The organism is Pseudonocardia sp. ICBG1293 (genome assembly GCF_020131355.1).
In the GTDB taxonomy this organism is placed as follows: Bacteria; Actinomycetota; Actinomycetes; order Mycobacteriales; family Pseudonocardiaceae; genus Pseudonocardia.
In genome coordinates this window covers 205,888-221,924 of record NZ_JAHLEL010000009.1, presented here as the reverse complement: position 1 = coordinate 221,924, position 16,037 = coordinate 205,888, and the positions used below count along the sequence as shown (strand labels likewise).

14 protein-coding genes and 2 pseudogenes are annotated in these 16,037 nt (G+C 74.5%); 2 read left to right on the top strand and 14 right to left on the bottom strand.

Annotated elements, in window-relative coordinates:
- Positions 1-32 precede the first annotated feature (32 nt).
- The 6 genes from KPF47_RS07565 to ftsH are packed head-to-tail and all read right to left on the bottom strand — an operon-like array spanning position 33 to position 5,504.
- A complete protein-coding gene (locus KPF47_RS07565) occupies positions 33-569 on the bottom strand; it encodes a DUF3180 domain-containing protein (RefSeq protein WP_224387801.1) in 537 nt (178 codons plus the stop codon).
- Entirely contained in the window at positions 566-1,081 is a 516-nt protein-coding gene (gene folK, locus KPF47_RS07560) for a 2-amino-4-hydroxy-6-hydroxymethyldihydropteridine diphosphokinase (RefSeq protein WP_224387800.1), read from the bottom strand. Before folK ends, KPF47_RS07565 begins: the two co-directional genes overlap by 4 nt.
- Positions 1,078-1,443: a dihydroneopterin aldolase gene (gene folB / locus KPF47_RS07555; protein WP_224387799.1), complete on the bottom strand. Its 366-nt coding sequence runs from the start codon at positions 1,441-1,443 to the stop codon at positions 1,078-1,080. Before folB ends, folK begins: the two co-directional genes overlap by 4 nt.
- Positions 1,440-2,270: a dihydropteroate synthase gene (gene folP, locus KPF47_RS07550; RefSeq protein WP_224387855.1), complete on the bottom strand. Its 831-nt coding sequence runs from the start codon at positions 2,268-2,270 to the stop codon at positions 1,440-1,442. The genes folB and folP overlap by 4 nt, the downstream gene beginning before the upstream one ends.
- A gap of 49 nt (positions 2,271-2,319) precedes the next feature.
- On the bottom strand, positions 2,320-2,934 hold the full coding sequence (gene folE, locus KPF47_RS07545) for a GTP cyclohydrolase I FolE (RefSeq protein WP_374108806.1): 615 nt from the start codon (positions 2,932-2,934) through the stop codon (positions 2,320-2,322).
- Positions 2,935-2,966: 32 nt separating this feature from the next.
- Positions 2,967-5,504, bottom strand: coding sequence for an ATP-dependent zinc metalloprotease FtsH (gene ftsH / locus KPF47_RS07540; RefSeq protein ID WP_224387798.1), 2,538 nt, complete (start codon positions 5,502-5,504; stop codon positions 2,967-2,969).
- A 344-nt stretch (positions 5,505-5,848) separates the two neighbouring features.
- Here ftsH and KPF47_RS07535 point away from each other — a divergent pair, with 344 nt between their 5' ends.
- Positions 5,849-6,859, top strand: coding sequence for a serine protease (locus tag KPF47_RS07535; protein ID WP_224387797.1), 1,011 nt, complete (start codon positions 5,849-5,851; stop codon positions 6,857-6,859).
- A 22-nt stretch (positions 6,860-6,881) separates the two neighbouring features.
- On the opposite strand, the gene hpt is transcribed toward KPF47_RS07535, so the two are convergent.
- The 4 genes from hpt to dacB all read right to left on the bottom strand — a co-directional run bounded on the left by hpt (position 6,882) and on the right by dacB (position 11,149).
- Positions 6,882-7,442 carry a hypoxanthine phosphoribosyltransferase gene (gene hpt / locus KPF47_RS07530; RefSeq protein ID WP_020623080.1) on the bottom strand — a complete coding sequence of 187 codons (561 nt, stop codon included), beginning with the start codon at positions 7,440-7,442 and terminating at the stop codon, positions 6,882-6,884.
- A 58-nt stretch (positions 7,443-7,500) separates the two neighbouring features.
- Positions 7,501-8,619 carry a tRNA lysidine(34) synthetase TilS gene (gene tilS, locus KPF47_RS07525; protein ID WP_224387853.1) on the bottom strand — a complete coding sequence of 373 codons (1,119 nt, stop codon included), beginning with the start codon at positions 8,617-8,619 and terminating at the stop codon, positions 7,501-7,503.
- Positions 8,616-9,593 carry a zinc-dependent metalloprotease gene (locus KPF47_RS07520; RefSeq protein ID WP_255659308.1) on the bottom strand — a complete coding sequence of 326 codons (978 nt, stop codon included), beginning with the start codon at positions 9,591-9,593 and terminating at the stop codon, positions 8,616-8,618. Before KPF47_RS07520 ends, tilS begins: the two co-directional genes overlap by 4 nt.
- Positions 9,594-9,739: 146 nt before the next feature.
- A complete protein-coding gene (gene dacB, locus KPF47_RS07515) occupies positions 9,740-11,149 on the bottom strand; it encodes a D-alanyl-D-alanine carboxypeptidase/D-alanyl-D-alanine-endopeptidase (protein WP_224387795.1) in 1,410 nt (469 codons plus the stop codon).
- Positions 11,150-11,376: 227 nt separating this feature from the next.
- Here dacB and KPF47_RS07510 point away from each other — a divergent pair, with 227 nt between their 5' ends.
- Entirely contained in the window at positions 11,377-11,865 is a 489-nt protein-coding gene (locus tag KPF47_RS07510; RefSeq protein ID WP_224387794.1) for an inorganic diphosphatase, read from the top strand.
- A gap of 78 nt (positions 11,866-11,943) precedes the next feature.
- On the opposite strand, the pseudogene KPF47_RS07505 reads toward KPF47_RS07510, so the two are convergent.
- The 4 genes and pseudogenes from KPF47_RS07505 to KPF47_RS07490 all read right to left on the bottom strand — a co-directional run bounded on the left by KPF47_RS07505 (position 11,944) and on the right by KPF47_RS07490 (position 15,865).
- A pseudogene (locus KPF47_RS07505) lies at positions 11,944-13,472 on the bottom strand (cation acetate symporter).
- A 67-nt stretch (positions 13,473-13,539) separates the two neighbouring features.
- Positions 13,540-13,860, bottom strand: a pseudogene (locus KPF47_RS07500) (DUF485 domain-containing protein); the annotation flags it as partial.
- A 327-nt stretch (positions 13,861-14,187) separates the two neighbouring features.
- Positions 14,188-15,399, bottom strand: a complete 1,212-nt coding sequence (locus KPF47_RS07495; protein WP_224387793.1) for an acetyl-CoA C-acetyltransferase — start codon at positions 15,397-15,399, stop codon at positions 14,188-14,190.
- 13 nt (positions 15,400-15,412) lie between these two features.
- Positions 15,413-15,865: a MaoC family dehydratase gene (locus tag KPF47_RS07490; protein WP_224387792.1), complete on the bottom strand. Its 453-nt coding sequence runs from the start codon at positions 15,863-15,865 to the stop codon at positions 15,413-15,415.
- Positions 15,866-16,037: the final 172 nt, after the last annotated feature.

The window sequence follows — 16,037 nt, the reverse complement described above, 5'->3', positions numbered from 1 at the left end:
AGAACCACCCCCGCCCGCGCGGGGGACGCGCCTCAGCCGGTGCGGATCCCACCGTCGGTGTCGTCCGGATCGTCGGGGGCCCGGCAGCAGTACTCCAGCCAGAACCCGGCACCGACCAGCAGCAACGCACTGACCACACCGATCCCGGCGACGACGCTGTCGCGGAACGCGGCCACCACGACCGGGGACAGCGGCAGGGTGTGCATCAGCACCCCCACCCACAGCCCGGTGACCACCGCGCCCCCGATCGCGGACGCCTTGGCGACCAGAACCGCCCGGGCCGCGACGAGCGGTGGCACCGGGGCGGCGCCGTTGCGGCGCTCGATCCGGCGGCGCAGCACCACCCCGCCCGCCACCTCGGCGACGGCGAGCACCACGACGACCACCGCGGCCGCGACCGGCAGCGTCGGCAGCATCCCGTAGGTCAGCTGGACCCCGATGTTCCCCAGCAGTGCTGCCACCACGGCGATCGCGGCGACGTCGCGGACCCGGGTCGGGCGCACCGTCGGGCGCGGGTCACCACCGGGGCCGCGACCGGCGTCCCGTCCGCCCGGCCCGCTCGCGGTCACGCCGGGGCCCGCAGCACGACGTCGTCGCGGCGGTGCACGCCCGCGGTCCCGTCCGGGCCGAGCCGGTCCAGCAGGTCGGCGACCGGGCCGTGCCCGTGCAGCACGGCGCCGGGCTCGGCGAGCAGCCACGGCAGCAGCACGGTGGCCCGCTCGGGGGTGCCCGGGTGCGGCAGGAGCAGCTCCGGGTCGTCGGAGACGACCGGGGCGCCGTCGTCGGTCACCTGCACGACGTCGACGTCGAGGGTGCGCGGTCCCCACCGCTGCTCGCGGACCCGCCCCGAGGCGTCCTCGAGGGCCCGTCCGCGGCGCAGCCAGCCCCGGGCGTCCAGCGCCGGGTCGTCGGCGACGAGCACCGCGTTCAGGAAGTCCGGTTGGTCGACGACGCCCCACGGCGCCGTCTCGAACACCGGCGACACCGCCACGACCGCCGTCCCCAGGTCGGCGACGACCGTGCGCAGGTGCGCGGCCCGGTCGCCCAGGTTGGAACCGAGGGACAGGACCGCGCGGGTCACGCCCGGCTCCGGGTCAGGACGACCGCGACGTCGTCGAAGGTCAGCGGGATCGGCGCCGACGGCTTGTGCAACGTCACCTCGACCGCGGCGATCCGCGCGTCGAAGTCCAGCACGGCCTGCGCGATCTCCCCGGCGACGGCCTCGATGAGGTCGCGGGCCGGGCCGCCGACGACGCCCGCGGCCAGCTCGGCGAGCTCGCCGTAGTGCAGGGTGTCGGCCAGGTCGTCCGAGGCGGCGGCGGGGGCGAGGTCGGCGTGCACCACCAGGTCGACGACGAACTCCTGGCCGTCGCGGCGCTCGTGGTCGAAGACGCCGTGGTTCCCGCGGACCCGCAGTCCGCGCAGCACGATCCGGTCGCTCACCGGCCGGTCTCCCGTGGGGTACGGGCGCGCGAGGCGCCGAGCCGGCAGGCGGCGGCGACCGCGATGGCGTCCATCGTGGCCTCGACGTCGTGCACCCGCACGCCCCAGGCGCCCGCGTTGGCGGCGAGCGCGCTGACCGCCGCGGTCGCGATGTCCCGGCCCGACGGTGGACGCGGCTGTCCCTCGGCCGAGGCCAGCAGCTCCCCGAGGAACCGCTTGCGCGACGCCCCCACCAGCACCGGGAACCCCAGGTCGACGAACACGTCGAGGCGGCGCAGCAGCGCCCAGTTGTGCGAGGCGTTCTTGGCGAACCCGAGGCCGGGGTCGAGCACGATCCGGCCGGGGTCCACCCCGGCCATCACGGCGTGGTCGACCCGGGCGACGAGCTCGGACCGGACCTCGCCGATCACGTCCTCGTACCCCGCGAGCTGCTGCATGCCCGCGCTGTGCCCACGCCAGTGCATGATCACCCACGGCGTCCGGGACTCGGCCACGACCGCGGCCATCCGCGGGTCGGCCAGGCCGCCGGAGACGTCGTTGACCATCGCCGCGCCGGCCTCGACGCAGGCCTGTGCGACCGCGGACCGGGTCGTGTCGACGCTGACCCGCACCCCTTCGGCGACCAGCTCACGCACCACCGGCAGGACACGGTCCCGCTCGGTGTCCGCATCGATCCGCTCCGCGCCGGGCCGGGTCGACTCGCCGCCGACGTCGACGAGGTCGGCACCGGCATCGCGCATGGCGACGCCGTGCGCGACCGCGTGCGAGCGGTCGACGTAGCGGCCGCCGTCGGAGAACGAGTCGGGGGTGACGTTCAGGATCCCCATGACCGCGCAGCGGCCGAGCTCGGGCAGCGCCCCGCCGGGGGCGACCACGTCAGCGCCCCCTGATCAGCGACAGCGCCTCCGCGCGGGAGGTCGCCGAGCTCTTGAACAGGCCGCGCACCGCCGAGGTCGTGGTGCGCGAGCCGGGCTTGCGGATCCCGCGCATGGCCATGCACAGGTGCTCGGCCTCCAGCACGACGATCACCGCGCGCGGGTTCAGCTTGCGCACCAGCGCGTCGGCGATCTGTGCGGTCAGCCGCTCCTGCACCTGCGGGCGCTTGGCGTACAGGTCGACCACCCGGGCCAGCTTGGACAGGCCGGTGACCTGGCCGTCGACGGCCGGGATGTAGCCGACGTGGGCCACCCCGTGGAACGGCACGAGGTGGTGCTCGCAGGTGGAGAACATCGGGATGTCCTTGACGAGCACCAGCTCGCCGTGACCCTCGTCGAAGGTCTTCTCCAGCACCGTGTCCGGGTCCACGAACAGCCCGGCGAAGATCTCGCCGTAGGCGCGCGCGACCCGGGCCGGTGTCTCCTTGAGGCCCTCGCGGTCCGGGTCCTCCCCGACCGCGATCAACAGCTCCCGGACCGCACGCTCCGCCCGGTCCAGGTCGATCCCACCGGGGACGGCCCGGGGAGCCCCGTCCGCCACCGCGGCGGACTCCACCGGTGCGGAGGGCCCGTCCGTCGTCGACGTGCTCAGTGTCCTGCCTCCGGGTCGTGTCCGCGCCGCTGCTCGCCGGCGCCGGGGTCCTCCGCACCGCCCGGCGTGCCGCCGCCGTGTGCACCGTTGCCGTTGCCCGGCGCCGGGCCGGACGAGGGCCCGCCCTGGTGCCGTGGCTGCGCCCAGTTCGGCGGCGGCCAGCTCTGCCCCTGGGGGGTCGTCGCGGGCCGCCAGTCCGGCGGTGCGCCGTAGTTCGGGGCGACGGCGGGCGGTGGGGGCCGGCCCGGGCCGCCGTAGGACCCGGCCTGGCCGTAGCCGTGCGCCGGGGCGCCGTACCCGTTGCCCGGGGCACCGTTGCCGGGAGCGCCGTGGCCGGGGGCACCGTTTCCGGGGGCGCCGTTGCCGGGCGCACCGTTTCCGGGGGCACCGTGCCCGTTCCCGCCGTTGCCCGAGCCGTTCCCGCCGCCGTGACCACCGTTGCCCGAGCCGTAGCCGCCGTCGTCCGGCGCGTCGGGCCGGCTCGGGACCGGGCCGCCCGCCGGGAACGGGGAGGCACCCGGCGTGCCGGGAGCGTCGCCGTAGCCGTTGGCCGAGCCGACCTCGACCGGGGTGCGCTCGTCCTGCTCGGGCGGCAGGACCTCGCCGCGCTCGTGCGCCAGCTCGCGCCGGGTCTTGATCGGCGGCTTCTCCGACGGCGTCCGCACACCGAAGTCGTCGAACGCGGTGATCCGCGGCCGCTTCTCCACCGACCCGAAGATCCGCTCGAGGTCCTTGCGGTTGAGGGTCTCCTTGTCCAGGAGCTCCAGCACGAGGTCGTCGAGGACGTCGCGGTAGGTGTTCAGGATCTCCCACGCCTCGGTGTGCGCGGCCTCGATGAGCTTGCGCACCTCCTCGTCGATCTCGTGGGCGATCTCCAGCGAGTAGTCGGCCTGGTTGCCCATCGAGCGGCCGAGGAACGGATCGCCCTGCTCGCGGCCGTAGCGGACGGCGCCGAGCTTGGCGCTCATGCCGTACTCCGTGACCATCGCGCGGGCGATCTTGGTCGCCTGGTCGATGTCGGAGGACGCCCCGGTGGTGGGCTCGTGGAACACGAGCTCCTCGGCCGAGCGCCCACCCATCGCGAACACCAGCCGCGCGATCATCTCGGCGCGGGTCATGAGGCCCTTGTCGTCCTCGGGGACGACGAGCGCGTGCCCGCCGGTGCGCCCGCGCGGCAGGATCGTGAGCTTGTAGACCGGCTCCAGGTCCGGCATCGCCCACGCGGCCAGCGCGTGCCCGCCCTCGTGGTAGGCGGTGATCTTCTTCTCGCGCTCGGAGACGATCTTCGACTTGCGCTTCGGGCCGCCGACGACGCGGTCCACCGACTCCTCCAGCGCGGCACCGTTGATCAGCGTCCCGTGCTCTCGGGCGGTCAGCAGTGCGGCCTCGTTGATCACGTTGGCCAGGTCGGCGCCGGACATCCCCACCGTGCGCTTGGCCAGCGACTCGAGGTCGACGTCGTCGGCGAAGGGCTTGCCCTTGGAGTGCACCGACAGGATCGCGCGGCGACCCGCCAGGTCGGGGGCACCGACCGGGATCTGCCGGTCGAACCGGCCCGGGCGCAGCAGCGCCGGGTCCAGGATGTCCGGCCGGTTCGTCGCGGCGATCAGGATGATGCCGCCGCGGGCGTCGAAGCCGTCCATCTCCACGAGCAGCTGGTTCAGGGTCTGCTCGCGCTCGTCGTGCCCGCCGCCGAGGCCGGCGCCGCGCTGGCGGCCGACCGCGTCGATCTCGTCGACGAAGATGATGCAGGGCGCGTTCTGCTTGGCCTGCTCGAACAGGTCGCGCACCCGGGAGGCGCCGACACCGACGAACATCTCGACGAAGTCCGAACCGGAGATCGTGTAGAACGGCACGCCCGCCTCACCGGCCACCGCGCGGGCCAGCAGCGTCTTGCCGGTGCCGGGCGGGCCGTAGAGCAGGACGCCCTTCGGGATCTTCGCGCCCAGGGCCTGGTAGCGGCCCGGGTTCTGCAGGAAGTCCTTGATCTCGTAGAGCTCCTCGACCGCCTCGTCGGCGCCCGCCACGTCCGCGAACGTGTTCTTCGGCATGTCCTTGTTCAGCTGCTTGGCCTTGGACTTGCCGAAGCTCATGACCCGGTTCCCGCCGCCCTGGGCGTTGTTCAGGAACCAGAACAGCAGGATCAGGACCAGCGCCAGCGGGATCATCGTGATCAGCAGCGTGGAGAGGAACGAGTCCTGGCGGACCACGGTGTCGTACTCGGCGATCCCGGGGACCTGGCGGACCTGGTCGAAGATCTGGCCGGAGATCTGCGCCGGGTACTGGGCGAGGATCTGGGTGGTCTCGGTGCCGTCGACCTCGATCGGGCGGTCGAGCGTGAGCCGGAGCTGCTGCTCACGGTCCTCGACGAGGGCGTCCTTGACGTTCCCCGACTGGACCTGGGAGAGCGCGACCGACGTCGCGACCTCGCTGTACCCGCGGGTGTCGTCGAAGAGCTGGCTGAACCCCAGATAGATCAGGAGTGCGACGAGGATCCAGATCAGCGGGTTGCGGAGCAGGCGCTTGCGGTCCATGCAACGTCGGCCTGGGTGGCCTTCACCTTCCCGGGAGTGGTTCTCGGCAGCGGCGGCGGACGGTGTACCGCCCCGCCGGAGGGCCCTGACCCGCCAGGATAGCCCCACGGTGGGTGGAGTGCTCCGGACGGACCTGGCCGGACCGCCCGGTGAGCGGGCGGCCGCTCGGTGAACGAACCGACGACCTGCCCGGTTCCCCCACAGGGGTGTCCCGGCGCACACGGCGACGCCGTGGTGTGGGACAACTGTGCAGCACGCTCGGTACCCGGACGGCGGCGGAGGGCAGCGGCGCCTGCTCCGTCCGGTCCAGCGGCGATGGTCTGCGGGTCGGGAGGGACGATCGGATGGCACGGGACACGGTGGCCGGACCCCGGCGGACGGTGTCGGTGCTCGCCACCGGTCTCGCCGCCGCGGCGGCACTGGCGGTGTTCACCATGCCGGCGGGGACGGCCGTCGCGGTGCCCGCGATCGCGCCGCCCGCGGTGTCCGCGCCGACCCCGCCGGTCGCGCCCGCCCCGCCGGCCACCACCGCACGGGCCGAGGCGGGCGACCCGGCGCCGTTCCCGGCCGTCGTGGCGGGTCCCGCGTCGATCGGACCGGGCACCGTGACCGAGACCACCGGGGCAGGCCTGTGCACGGCCGGGTTCGTGTTCACCGCGGGCGAGCGCACCTTCCTCGGCCAGGCCGCGCACTGCGGCGGCACCGGCGACGAGACAGAGACCGACGGCTGCACCTCCGACGCGGTGCCGCTGGGCACGCCGGTGCTCGTGCACGGCCGCGACGGCACGGTCACCGGGACCCTGGCCTGGAGCTCGTGGAACACCATGCAGGCCCGGGGGGAGCGCGACCCCGACGCCTGCGCCTACAACGACCTCGCACTCGTCGAACTCCCCACCGGCGCCCGCCCCTCGGTGGGGTCCGCGGTGCCGTTCTTCGGCGGTCCCGCCGGGGTCCGCACCGTGCCGCTGCCCGCGGGCACGCCGGTCTACGGCCTGACCAACCCGCCGGGTGCCGACGGCGGGCGGGCGGTCGGGGTGCGGTCCGGCGCGGCCGCCGCCGAGGTCGGCGGCGGCTGGGGCCACGCGGTCTTCGCCGTGCAGGACGGGGTGGCCGGGGAGTCGGGCAGCCCGCTGCTCGACGCCCAGGGCCGCGCGATCGGGGTGCTGTCCAGCCTCACCACCACCGACGACCTGCCCAGCGTCGAGTACACCGACCTGGGCAGGGCGCTGGACTACGCCACGCGCACCGACGGCCCCGCCGGCCTGGCGCTCGCGGGTGGACCCGCGTTCACCGCGGCCCCGCCCGGGGTGGACCCGCGGGCGCTGGCGACCCCGGCCGGGCCCGGTCTCGGCTGAGCCGCCGCGGCCGGGCCGGTCCTCAGGCGTAGACCGACGGGTCGAGCGTGCCGATGTAGGGCAGGTCGCGGTAGCGCTCGGCGTAGTCGAGGCCGTAGCCGACGACGAACTCGTTCGGGATGTCGAATCCGACGTAGCGGACCGGCACGTCCACCTTCACCGCGTCCGGCTTGCGCAGCAGCGTCACGACCTCCAGCGACGCCGGCGAGCGGGTCTGCAGGTTGCCCAGCAGCCAGTTCAGCGTCAGCCCGGAGTCGATGATGTCCTCGACGATCAGCACGTGCCGCCCCGCGATGTCGCGGTCGAGGTCCTTGAGGATCCGCACGACCCCCGACGACGAGGTCGACGAGCCGTAGGAGCTGACCGCCATGAACTCCAGCTGGGCCGGGATGGGCAGCGCGCGGGCGAAGTCGGTCATGAACATGACGGCGCCCTTGAGGACGCCGATCAGCACGAGGTCGGACTCGCGGCCGTCGCGCACGAGATCGGCGTAGTCCCCGGCGATCTGCTGCGCCAGCTCCGCGGTCTTCTCGCGCACCTGCTCCTCGGTGACCAGCACCGAGGAGATGTCCCCGTCGTACACCCGACCCCCTCGCACGGACCGTGTGACGGCCCGGTCGACGCCTTCACCGGGCCCGCGGTCACGCCCGGTCACGCGGCCGGCTGCGGCGGCGCAGCACGAGCCTGCCACGGGCGCGGGTCAGCTCCAAGCCGCCGCCCAGCGCGGGTCCGCCCTGCCCCCGCCAGGCCCCGACGAGATCGTCGGCGGCGCGCAGCTGCGCGTCGGTGAGCGCGCGCACGCCCGCCCCGGTGAGCCATTCCCGCAGGACCCGGCGTCGTACGGCGGGCTCGGCACCGGCCAGTACCGCCACGTCGAGCGCGCAGTCGACACCCCCACCGGCCCCCGCGACGGGGTCGGTGGGGTCCACCGGGACGGCACCCCGTGGTGGTCCGCTGTCACCGGGATCACCCGGCGCCGGCGTCCCCGCCGGCGCCGCCCGCTCACCGTCCGTGGCCACCCGGGCCGGGACCAGCAACCGGGCGGCAGCGGCGGAGAGGGCGGCGTCGTCGTCGTGGAGCTGGTCGGCGGTGCGGGCCAGCGCGGCCGCGACCCCACCGCCCAGGACCTCCTCCAGCAGCGGCAGCACCTCGTGGCGCAGCCGGGACCGGGCGAAGCGGGGGTCGCCGTTGTGCGGGTCGGCCCAGACCTCGACGCCCGCGGCGGCGCACACCGCGACGGTGTCGGCCCGGCGCACCCCCAGCAGCGGGCGCGACCACGGCTCGGACCACTCCCGCATCCCGGACAACGATCGGGCCCCGGAGCCCCGGCCGAGTCCCAGCAGGACGGTCTCGGCCTGGTCGTCGAGGGTGTGTCCGAGCAGCACCGGCGACGACGGCGACGGCCGCGCCGCCCGCAGCGCCGCGTACCGGGCGGCCCGGGCCGCGCCCTCCGGCCCGCCCGTGGCACCGACGACGACCGGGTGCACCTCCGCGGCCACCCCGAGTCCCCGCAGCCACGCGGCGAGCTCGGCCGACCGCTCCGCGGACCCGTCCTGCAGCCCGTGGTCGACGACGGCCGCGTGCACCGGCCCCTCGACCGCCTCCCGGACGGCGAGTAGCAGCGCGGTGGAGTCGGCGCCGCCCGAGCAGCCGACCAGCGGCGGAGCGGCCGCCGCGTCACCGGGCAGTCGCTGCAGCGCGGCCCGCACCGCACGCCGGACCCGGCCCGCCGCGGCCCCGGACGGATCCGGTCCGGTCAGCCGACGCGGCGCAGCCACGCGGCGGGGTCGTCCAGCTCGGCGCGGGTCGGCAGGGTCTGCGGCGACTCCCAGGCCCGGTTGATCCCGGCCATCCCGGCCTCGCGCTCGACCGCCCGGCAGAACGCGGCGCCGACGGCGTACTGGCGCATCTTCGCCTCGACCCCGAGCAGCGCGCGCAGGATCCGGTCGATCAGCCCGCCGCCGCGGCGGCGCTCGGTGAACCGGCGCCGGATGAGCGCGACGTCGGGGACCACGTCCGGCCCGACGGCGTCCATGACGTGGTCCGCGTGGCCCTCCAGCAGCGTGGACAGGGCCAGCAGCCGGTCGAGCACGGCCCGCTGCTCGGGGCCCTGCAGCAGCTCGACCAGGGCGAGCACGTCGGCCTTGCGGTCGTCCTCGCCGCGCAGCGCGCGGATCGCGTCGGGCAGCCGGGCGAGCCGCGCGGTGTCCGGCTCCTGCAGGGACAGCAGCTCGGTGACCAGCCCGGCGAAGTGGTCGCGCAGCCAGGGCACCGCGGTGAACTGGAGCCGGTGGGTGGCCTCGTGCAGGCAGACCCAGAGGCCGAACTGGTCGCCGTCGACGTCGAGCGAGCGCGAGGCGGCGTAGACGTTCGGGGCGACGACGATGAGCCGGCCCGCCCCGCCGGGGCCACCGAACGGGTCGTACTGGCCCAGTACCCGGGCGCCCATGTAGGCGAGCAGCGCGCCGAGCTGGACCCCGGAGCCGGCGGCGGTGACCGCACGCAGCGGCCACGGCGAGTCGGGCAGCCGGGCGCCGGAGGTCAGCGCCTCCATCCCCCCGACGGCGGCCCGCGCCCAGGCGGGCCGGTCCAGCACGTCGGCTGGAAGCAGCGGCAGGTCGGCCCCGAGCCCGGTGACCTCGCGGACGTGTCCCTCGGCGCGGGCGGAGTCGGTGCGCAGGCGGTCCACCAGCGCGCCCGCCACCGCCGGGGTGGTCCGGGGGCCCGCGGGCATCAGCGAGGCCGCCGTCGACGCGGCCAGGGACCAGTTCACCGGCAACCCGGCGCCGGGACGGGCGGGTCCGGCGCCGGTGACCGGGCCGGTCGTGTCGGTCTCCATGCGTCCCACGCTACCCGCGGGGGCGGGGGCGCGAGACCGGGTCAGCCGCGGCAGCCGCAGCGCGACAGGGTCGCCGCGATGCGGTCCAGCGCGGGCCGGGCGTCGGCGGGCGAGGTGCCGTTGGACAGCAGCGCGAAGACGAGCAGCCTGCCGTCGACGTCGGTGACGACACCGGCGAGGCTGGAGGCGCCGGACAGGGTGCCGGTCTTGGCGCGGACCACGCCGCGACCGGCCACCGACCGCGGGTCGCCGAACCGGTCGGCGAGCGTGCCACCGCCGCCCGCGACCGGCAGCCCGGTGAGGATCGGGCGCAGGAACTGCACGTCGGTGGGGCTGTCGGACTGGGCCGCGGCCGAGGACAGCACCGCGCCGAGCAGCCGGGCCGGGATCAGGTTGTCCCGGGACAGGCCGCTGCCGTCGGCGAGCTGGAGCCCGGACACGTCGTAGCCGGCCTGCACCAGGGCCTCCGTGACGGCCCTGGACGCGCCGTCGAACGAGGCCTCGCCGTCCTTGGACACCGCGACCTGGCGGGCCATCGCCTCGGCGGTGACGTTGTCCGAGGCGGTCAGCATGTACTCGACGAGGCTCGCGATCGGCGGGGAGGACACGCTGCCCAGCACGGGCGCGTTGGCCGCGGCGACGCCCTCGCGGACGTCGGAGGCGTCGAGCGCGCGGGCCAGCGCCCGGCCCGCCGCCGCGGCCGGGTCGGTGCTGCGCGGGCCGTCCTGCTGCTGCGGGTCGGTACGGCCGCCGTCGAGCATCAGCGCCGACATCGGCGCGACGTAGCCGTCGGCGACGTCGGTGGGGCCCCAGCCCGGGGACTCGGCCGGGCCCGTCCACAGGCTGGTGTCGGTGTAGACGGTCGTGATCGGGCGGCCGACCGCCTTGCGGACCTGGTCGGCGAGGTCGGCGATGCGGGCCGGCTCCGGGTAGAGCCCGTCCTGGCCGTCCGGGAGCGCGGTGAGCGACGGGTCGCCCGCCCCGACGAGGACGACCGAGTCCGGGGTCGGGCCCGGCACGACCCGGGTCGCGAGCCGGTCGGTCGGGTTCAGCGACAGCAGTGCGGCCGCCGCCGTGAGCAGCTTCGTCGTGGACCCGGGGACCATCGCGCGGTCGCCGTCGCGCTCCCAGATCGGCCGCACCCCGCGCGGCGCGGCCGAGTCCATGACCACCCCGGTGACCTCTCCGAGCTCGGGTGCGTCGAGCTGCGAGGACAGGGCCTCGGTGATGCCGGCGGCGCTGGGCACCGGCGCGGTCGGGGTGAGCGGACGCAGGGCGGGCATCGGGACCGGCGGGTACGGGGTGGCGGTGCTGCCGAGCCCGAACGAGCTGCGGGCGTCCGGCCCGGCCAGTGCGACGGCGCCGAACAGCGAGGCCAGTGCCATCACCGCGACCGCGACCACGGCGAACCGCCGGTAGCTGCGCTCCGGCCGGCGATGCCTGCGTCCCACGGACCCTCCCGTACCTGCTCGTCCGGCGGACGGCCTGCCCGCACGGCGGTGCGACGCGGGACACATCGGCCCGCTCCGCGCTCACCGGCGTGCACCCGTGCCCACCCGGTCCCTCACACTAGGGGGCAGCACCGGCACCGCCGGAGCGGGCGGGGCCGGCGGCCCCGCCCGCGATCCGGTGGAGCCGTGACACCAGACCGCTGACCCTCTTCAAGGAGCAACGAACCGTGGACTTCGACGTCACCATCGAAATCCCCAAGGGCGGCCGGAACAAGTACGAGGTCGATCACGAGACCGGACGTATCCGGCTCGACCGCACCCTGTTCACCGCCACCCAGTACCCCGCCGACTACGGGTTCATCGACGACACCCTGGGCGAGGACGGGGACCCGCTGGACGCCCTGGTCCTGGTGCAGGAGCCGACCTTCCCGGGGTGCGTCATCCGCTCCCGCGCGATCGGCATGTTCCGGATGAAGGACGAGAAGGGCGGCGACGACAAGGTCCTCTGCGTCCCGTCGGACGACCCCCGCCAGGAGCACCTGCGCGACATCCACCACCTGGCCGAGTTCGACCGGGCGGAGATCCAGCACTTCTTCGAGATCTACAAGACCCTCGAGCCGGGCAAGAGTGTCGAGGGCGCGTCCTGGGTCGGCCGGGCCGACGCCGAGCGCGAGATCAAGGCGTCCTACGACCGCGCGAAGGCCGCCGGGCACTAGACGACGGGCGGTCGCGCGGGTCCGCGCGACCGCTCCCCCGTCCCGGCCGGCCGGGACGGCCCGGTCAGGACGGCCCGGTCAGGACAGCCCGGTGACCGACCGGACCGCCATCTCCCGGGCGAGGTACGGGTCGTCCGCCCTGCGCGAGGTCAGCGTCCCCAGCACGCCGGCGAGGAAGGCCAGCGGCACCGACACGATCGCCGGGTTGGTGAGCGGGAACCACGCCAGGTCAACCCCCGGGAACAGCGACGACGGAGTGCCGCTGACCGTCGTCGAGAACACGATGAGCAGCACCGAGCCGGCCAGACCGGTGTAGATGCTCCACAGCGCGCCGCGGGTCGCGAAGCGGGGCCAGAACAACGCGAACACGATCGTCGGCAGGTTCGCCGACGCGGCGCCAGCGACACCAGGAACGCGACGTTGAGATCCCGGGCGACGACCCCGCCCACGATGGCCGCCGCACCGATGACGACCGCCGTGCGCCGGGCGACCCTGATCTCGTCGGCGGGCTCGGCCCGGCCACGGCGCAGGATCGAGGCGTACACGTCGTGCGCGAAGGACGCCGACGCGGTCAGCGTCAGGCCCGCGACCACCGCGAGGATCGTCGCGAACGCGACCGCCGCGACGAACCCCAGCACCGCGGTGCCGCCGATCTCGTAGGCCAGCAGCGGCGCGGCCGAGTTCGCCCCGCCCGGCGCGGCGAGGATCCGGTCCCGGCCGACGACGACGGCCGCGCCGAACCCGACCACGAGGATGCACAGGTAGAAGACCACCATCAGCCAGGAGCACCAGGTGACCGAGCGGCGCGCCTGGACCGCGTCCGGGACGGTGAAGAAGCGCATGAGCACGTGCGGGAGGCTGGAGATGCCGAGCACGAGCGCCAGCCCCAGGGACAGGAAGTCGATCCGCTGGGCGAGCCCGCCGCCGTACCAGCCCCCGGGCTCCAGCAGCGCACCGCCGAGCGGGCTCACCTCCGCGGCCTCCCCGAACAGCTCGGACAGGTTCAGCCCGAACCGTCCGAGCACGAACGCGGCCAGTGCGGCGACGCAGGTCAGCAGCAGCACCGCCTTGACGATCTGCACCCAGGTCGTGCCACGCATCCCGCCGAGCAGCACGTAGGCCAGCATCACGACACCGACGAGCACGATCATCGCCGACTGGCCGGCCACCGAGTGGATGTCCAGCAACAGCGCGATCAGGCTGCCCGCACCCGCCATCTGGGCGACCATGTACACGAGCGAGATGATCAGTGTCGAGGTCGCCGCCGCGGCCCGGACGGGGCTCTGCCGCAGCCGGTAGGCCATGACGTCGCCCATCGTGAACCGGCCGGTGTTGCGCAGCCCCTCCCCGACGACCAGCAGCGCGACGAGCCAGGCGACGACCCAGCTGACCGAGTAGACGAAGCCGTCGTAGCCGTAGATCGCGATGGCCCCGGAGATCCCGAGGAACGAGGCGGCGGACAGGAAGTCGCCGGACATCGCCACACCGTTCTGGGCGCCGCCGAAGCCGCCGCCCGCGGCGTAGTAGTCGTCCGGGGTGTCGGCGCGGTGGCTGACCCGGTAGACCAGCCCCAGGGTGGCCAGGACGAACACCCCGAACACGGCCATGTTCAGGATCGGGTCGCCGATCTGTTCGGGGCCGGTCACCGGCCCCGTAGCGGGCGCGCAGCTCGGCCACGGCCGGGTCCAGCCGGCGGGCGGCGAAGCGCCGGTAGGCGGCCACGATCAGCAGGGTGGTCGCGAACTGCGCCAGCCCGAGCACGAAACCGAGGTTGACCGAGCCGGCGACCGGCGTCGCCATCAGGCCGGGGGCGAACGCGGACAGCCCGACGAACAGCCCGTACCAGACCAGGAACAGCGCCGAGGCGACGGCGACGAACCGATTGCGCCGGGCGCGCAGCGCCTGGAAGCGCGGGTCGGCGTACACGGCGTCGGCCAACCGGACCGGCGGCGCGGGGGTCGCCGGCACCGGGCCGCCGGCGAGGGGGCGGGTCATCTCCTCGGTCCACCTGCCGGGCGGTGGGGTGGAGGCGTTCCACCCTCCCCGCACCCCGGGGGTCGGTACGTCCATCGGGCACCTGCTTCGTGCCGGCGGGGCGTGGCGCGGCCACCGGTCCTCGTCCGTCGAGCTGGGAAGGTGCACCGAGGGATCCGATGGCGGGTGTCGTCGCACCGATCGTCCGACCACCGAGTGGAGCACGCGACGGCGACGCTAGCAAGGTCATTTCGGGTCGGAACAGTAGGAAGCGATCGATTCACCGCCGAATGCGACCACCGGTCGGCTCCGTGCGACGGAACGCACTGAGCCGACCGGAGCACGCGGTCAGACGCGTTCGAACACCGCGGCGAGGCCCTGCCCGCCGCCGATGCACATCGTCTCCAGCCCGTAGCGGGCGTCGCGACGCACCATCTCCCGGGTGAGCGTGGCCAGGATCCGGCCGCCGGTCGCCCCGACCGGATGCCCCATCGAGATCCCCGAGCCGTGCACGTTGGTGCGCTCGAAGTCGGCGTCGGTGAACTTCCACTCCCGCGTACACGCCAGCACCTGCGCCGCGAACGCCTCGTTCAGCTCGATCAGGTCGATGTCGGCCAGGGTCAGCCCGGCCACGTCCAGGGCCTTGGCCGTCGCCGGGACCGGCCCGATGCCCATCGTCTTGGGCGGGACCCCACCCAGACCCCAGGACACGACCCGCACCAGCGGGCGCAGCCCCAGCTCGGCGGCCTTCTCCGGGCTGGTCACCACACAGATCGCGGCACCGTCGTTCTGCCCCGACGCGTTCCCCGCGGTCACCGTGGCGTCCGGGTCGTCCCTGCCCAGGATCGGGCGCAACGTCGCCAGCTTCTCCACCGTCGAGTCGGGGCGGACGTGCTCGTCGCGCTCCACGACGGTGTCGCCCTTGCGACCCGGAACGGTCACCGGGACGATCTCCTCGGCGAACACCCCCGACTCCTGCGCCGCCGCGGCCCGGTGGTGCGAGCGGACCGAGTACTCGTCCTGCTCGGCGCGCGGGATCGCGTACTCCCGACGCAGGTTCTCCGCGGTCTCCAGCATCCCGCCCGGCACCGGGAAGTTCTTCCCGCCCGCGGTGACGCGGCCACGGGCCAGCGAGTCGTTCAGCATCACCCCGGGGCCGCCCTTGACACCCCACCGCATCCCGGTCGAGTAGAACGACGCCCCGGACATCGACTCCGCACCACCGGCCAGCACCACCTCCGCCGCACCCGTCCGCACCTGCATCGCGGCGTAGAGCACCGCCTGCAGACCCGAACCACAACGACGGTCGATCTGGATGCCACCCGCCGTCACCGGCAGGCCCGCATCCAGCGCCGCGACCCGGCCGATCGCCGGGGCGTCCATCGTCGGATAGCAGTGCCCCAGCACCACGTCCTCGACCACCGCGCCGTCGAGCCCGGTGCGCTCCATCAGCGCACCGATCACCGTCGCGGCCAGGGTGTGGGCCGGGACCTCACGCAACGACCCCCCGAACCCACCGACCGGGGTCCGCAGCGGCTCACAGATCACCGCATCACGCATGGGTTCTCCCCTCCTAGACGAACTGCCGGGTCAGCCACTCGGCGACCAGGGCGGGCTTCTCCGAGCCCTCGATCTCGACGGTCACCCCGAGCGTGAGCTGGACGCCGCCGGAGACGTCGCTGACGTCGGTCAGCTCGACCCGGGCGCGGATCCGGCTGCCCACCGGCAGCGGGCTGGTGAACCGGACCTTGTTCAGGCCGTAGTTCACCCCCATCTTCACCCCGTCCACCTTGTAGACCGACTGCACCAGCGTGGGCAGCAGCGACAGCGACAGGAAGCCGTGGGCGATCGTGGTGCCGAACGGCCCGGTCGCGGCCCGCTCGGCGTCGACGTGGATCCACTGGTGGTCGTCGGTGGCGTCGGCGAAGCCGTCGATCCGCTCCTGCGTGACGGTCAGCCAGGGCGAGGTACCGATCTCGGTCCCCTTGGCCGCCCGCAGCTCGTCCACTCCGTCGAAGACGTGCATCTGTCACTCCGCTCGTGATGTGTGGGTGATCCGTTCCGCTCTCTTACCGCACCACGGGCCGCGCGGGCGCGCGAGGTCGGCGAACACACACGCCCCGCACCACGGGACCGGCGCGGTTTGGTTATGGTCACCCCCGTCAGGAGCCGCCTTGAGCAGATGGGCACAGCTTCGA